Origin of the sequence: Edaphobacter sp. (assembly GCF_035532915.1) — a bacterium.
Lineage (GTDB): Bacteria > Acidobacteriota > Terriglobia > Terriglobales > Acidobacteriaceae > Edaphobacter.
This window is the reverse complement of the sequence record NZ_DATKQC010000151.1, coordinates 1-4,002: the sequence shown is the minus strand read 5'-3', so window position 1 is coordinate 4,002 and position 4,002 is coordinate 1. Positions and strand designations below refer to the sequence as shown.

Below are 4,002 nucleotides of genomic sequence, written 5' to 3'. Positions count from 1 at the left end.
TGCTGCAGGCGCGGACGGGCGTGAGGCGAGGCGACGGTCAGCTCGTCGAGGATTCCGCGGAAAATCATAAGGGCTACCTGCCCGTGGTGGACCGCTTCAGAGCACGAGAGCGTGGGTAGCTCGCGCCGGAGGCGCGCCGCGATGAAGTCGACGAAGACCTGCCCAAGAACCTGTTTGTCTTCGCGGGCGGCAGCCGAGAGTGGTGCGTTGACCACGAGGGTGTGGAACTCGGGACGCCTCCGGTTGAACCTCATGCACACGTCGATCAGCTCGCCGACGGCTTCTGTGAAGCTCAAGACGCTTTCGGAGTCGATCGCTCGTTCTGCCTGGGCCATCTCGCGCGCGTACATCGAGGCGAGTGAGCTGGCGATGGCCGCCTTATTGGGAAAGAACTGATAGAGAGTGGCCGGAGACACGCCCGCTTCCGCGGCAATAGCGTTGGTGGTGGTGTCGTGGTAGCCAAGGCGGCCGAAGACCGCGGCAGCGGCGCGGAGGAGAGCCTGCTGACGCTGCTCGCCTCGCGCGTTGCGCTTGCGGTTTGGATCGAAAACGGCCATAGGAGAATCTTCGCAGAAAAAATTAAGGGTGTAAGTAAAAACTTGCATCCAAACTTAAATATAAGTATCTACTTGTATAAGAGGTGAACGGACATGTTCACAGTGATGGGAATTACGGGCAACGTGGGCGGTGCAGTGGCAGAGAATCTGCTTGCTGCGGGTAAAACTGTGCGCGGCGTGGTGCGCAATCCGCAGAAGGCGAAGGCCTGGGCTGATCGCGGTGTGGAGCTGGTGCAATCCGCGTATGACAACGCGGCGGGGCTCGCAAAGGCGTTCTCGGGATCGGAGGGTGTGTTCGCGATGATTCCACCGGATTTTGCGCCTGCCCCCGGCCTGCCGGACCAGAAGCGCACGATCGCAGCGATCCGTGGAGCGCTTGAACAGGCGAAGCCCGGCAAGGCCGTGTTTCTTTCCTCCATCGGTTCTGAGCAACCGAGCGGGCTAGGGCTGATCACGTCGACCCACCTGATGGAAGAGACGATGCGCACGCTGCCGATTCCTGTGGCGTATCTGCGCGCGGGTAGTTTCATGGAGAACTGGCTGGGAGCGTTGGACCACATCCGTGCGGCGGGTGAGATGCCGTTCTTCTATGCGCCGCTTGATCGTAAATTTCCGATAGTCGCCACGCGAGACATCGGCCTGGCGGCCGCCAAGGTGTTGGAGGAAACCTGGACGGGCGAGCGTGTGCTGGAGGTAGACGGGCCTGAGGGTGGAACCGATTTGCACGAAACGGCGGCCGCGTTCGGCAAGGCGCTGGGCCGTGATGTGAAGGCCGTGCAATTACCCGAGGCTGCCTGGCAGAACGTTTTGGAAGCGATGGGTACACCAGCTGATCGGACGGGGCTCTATATCGAAATGGTGAAAAGCTTCAACTCGGGCTGGATCCACTTCGGTAATTCGGGAACAGAAAAGTTCCATGGGCCCACGACGGTCGAGGCCTTCGCACAGGAGCTAGTCAAGTAAGCAGAACGGGCGCAGAAACTCTTCGATGCAATAAATTCGGCATCTCGGAAGCGGCGTTAGCTTCCGAGATGAGCGTTTATCGTTACTGATCCGACAGAACAGAAGGATGAGCAAAGGGCCATTCCTATTGAACCTTCGCAAAATCTCTGACGAGCGCATCCAGCTCTGCGGGATTGACATTGCTTACGGCTATCAGTCGAATCTCTCCTGCGGTGGCGGAGCGCACTGAGAACCCGGAACGTGTACTGTGCGGCGCTATCGAGAAGGCACTCGTCCGTTGGGTAACGAACACTGAGACTGTATGTTTGTGAATGCTGAAAATCAGCAACGCTGCAGGCCGGCCTTCGAGATATACGAGGTCTGCTCCTTGAAGCGCGGTGTCCGGAGGCAGTGCGTCGGGTTCGGGAAGGTTGAAACTAAATGGAAGGCGTCCCTGAAACCAGGGCTTAACCGTGTGACGGTCCGTAGAGATGACCTGCGGAGCAGCTCCACTGGAGAGTGTGGCGAGGTGCTGATCCAGAAGTTCGGCTGTGAGCGTGTGGGCCTGATGAATCTGCTGCCAGCCTGCAAGCGAAATTGTCAGCAATATAGCGGCAGCCACTGCTGACCAGAGCGCAACGTGCCGGGACGAGACAGTACGAAATGGAACAATGTGTTCGTTTGGTTCTGGTGCCTGGGGACGAAGGCGTGCGGTCAGCCGGGAGAGCGCTTCTGCGGATGGGGTGTAGCGTTGGCCGACGCGAGCAGTGGCTGCCTTCATCTGCATTGCGCCGAGAACGCGCAAGGCGCAGTGATGGCAACCATCCAGATGTTGTTGAACGCCTTGGGCCACGTCAGCGGAGAGCTCCCCGTCGATGAAGGCATTGAGTTGTTCCGGATCGAGATGTTCGATGGCCTGGTTTGATTGCGTCATAGGGTTTCCGGGAATTGCGGCTGTAAAAGTTGATAGAGGGTGCGGCGAGCTCGCGAGAGGCGCGACATGACCGTACCGATGGGAACATCGAGCACCAGAGCAATGTCTTTGTACTTGAGCTCTTCGACATCACACAAAAGAATAACTTCGCGGAGAGGCGCCTGAAGCTGTTCGAGAGCTTCGCGGACTACGGCTTGATTGTCGAGTCGGATAAGGTGATCTTCCGGCGTCGGGCTGGCGTCGTCCGTCTCGAGCAGATGAGGATGGTCTTCCAAAAAGACGGTGTGCGAGATTGTCATGCCGGTACGCGACGTGAGAAACGTATTACGCAGAATCCGAAATATCCATGCCTTGAAGTTTGTTCCAGCTTGAAATGAATCGAAGGCGCGAAGAGCTTTCGAGAGGGTCTCCTGCACCAGGTCCTCGGCTTCGGCTTGATCGCGGCTGAGCCAACAAGCGTGGTTGTAGAGCGATGGCAAAAGAGGAAGCGCGAGTTGCTCAAAGGTTGCGCTGCGGTCAGAAGACAGCATCGGGCGGTGATCCTCGGGGTAACTGATGGAGAGCCTTGCCTGAAGGATAGAGCGGAGGGCGTGGGCTTGAATAGGAAACATTCCTACCCTAAACCAAGTTGCGTCTGATTTATTCCATCCCTTTTTCCGGTAAATCGAAGAATAAATCCAGACCTAGCCAGTTTACAGAGGTGAAGTCAATCAGAAAACCCACGGAGCTTGAAATGAGCAGATTTAAGGAAGACGAAATAGTACCGGACAACGAAGGAGGAACTCAGCCCGCGAATGATGGTATCGATCGCCGCAATTTTCTGGGATGCATGGCATGGGCGGGGACAGGATTGTTATGGACACTTGCGGGTGGTATCCCAACTTCGAAGCTGCTGGCGCAGGCAGTTAAGACCGGCAGTGCCCAGGCGGGGAAGGTCGAAGACTTTTCTTTTGTGCAGATCAGTGACAGCCACATTGGATTCAACAGGGGCGCGAACCCGGATGTGACCGGCACGCTTGCGAAGGCCATCAGCAGAACTGCGATCGTTCCAGCGGGTATGAAGTCTCCGGACTTCATGATTCATACCGGCGATATAACGCAGAACTCAAAAGCATCTGAATTCGATACCGCTGCACAGGTGATCAAGAGCTTCAAGAAAGAAACCTTCTACGTTCCAGGCGAGCATGACTTCATCGACGATGGAGAACAGTACAAACAGCGTTTCGGCAAAGGCACCCTGGGCAACGGCTGGTACAGCTATAACCACAAGGGTGTTCACTTTGTCGGATTGAACAATTGCGTGCAAGTCGATGCGATGGGCAATCTGGGGGCAGAGCAGCTCGCCTGGCTGAAGTCCGATCTCGCTGGCTTAAGCTCATCAACGCCCATCGTTGTGTTCGCACATATTCCACTTTGGATGGTCTACGAGAAATGGGGCTGGGGCCATCGGTCCAGGATTTGGCGCAGTTCCTGGCGCCGGTTGTGGGAAGGCTGTCGACATCATACGCTGGCGGAAACAGCGTGAAAAACTTGAAGGCGGTGATCGTGTTATCTGCCCTTGCGTTGGTA

Annotated in this window: 5 protein-coding genes; 2 read left to right on the top strand and 3 right to left on the bottom strand. The window is 56.8% G+C overall.

Annotated features, from left to right (window positions below):
• On the bottom strand, positions 1-557 hold a 557-nt coding region (locus VMU57_RS07335; RefSeq protein WP_325381981.1), incomplete at its 3' end, for a TetR/AcrR family transcriptional regulator.
• A gap of 93 nt (positions 558-650) precedes the next feature.
• Here VMU57_RS07335 and VMU57_RS07330 point away from each other — a divergent pair.
• The gene (locus tag VMU57_RS07330; RefSeq protein ID WP_325381980.1) at positions 651-1,520 is read left to right on the top strand and encodes an NmrA family NAD(P)-binding protein; all 870 of its coding nucleotides are present in this window, start codon (positions 651-653) and stop codon (positions 1,518-1,520) included.
• A gap of 124 nt (positions 1,521-1,644) precedes the next feature.
• Here the strand turns inward: VMU57_RS07330 and VMU57_RS07325 are convergent, their stop codons facing one another.
• Together VMU57_RS07325 and VMU57_RS07320 are read right to left on the bottom strand one after the other, a co-directional pair.
• Positions 1,645-2,433 carry an anti-sigma factor family protein gene (locus VMU57_RS07325; protein ID WP_325381979.1) on the bottom strand — a complete coding sequence of 263 codons (789 nt, stop codon included), beginning with the start codon at positions 2,431-2,433 and terminating at the stop codon, positions 1,645-1,647.
• Positions 2,430-2,963 (bottom strand): sigma-70 family RNA polymerase sigma factor, encoded by a 534-nt coding sequence (locus VMU57_RS07320; protein ID WP_325381978.1) that lies wholly within the window; start codon positions 2,961-2,963, stop codon positions 2,430-2,432. Before VMU57_RS07320 ends, VMU57_RS07325 begins: the two co-directional genes overlap by 4 nt.
• 98 nt (positions 2,964-3,061) lie before the next feature.
• Here VMU57_RS07320 and VMU57_RS07315 point away from each other — a divergent pair, with 98 nt between their 5' ends.
• Positions 3,062-3,958: a metallophosphoesterase gene (locus VMU57_RS07315; protein ID WP_325381977.1), complete on the top strand. Its 897-nt coding sequence runs from the start codon at positions 3,062-3,064 to the stop codon at positions 3,956-3,958.
• Positions 3,959-4,002: the final 44 nt, after the last annotated feature.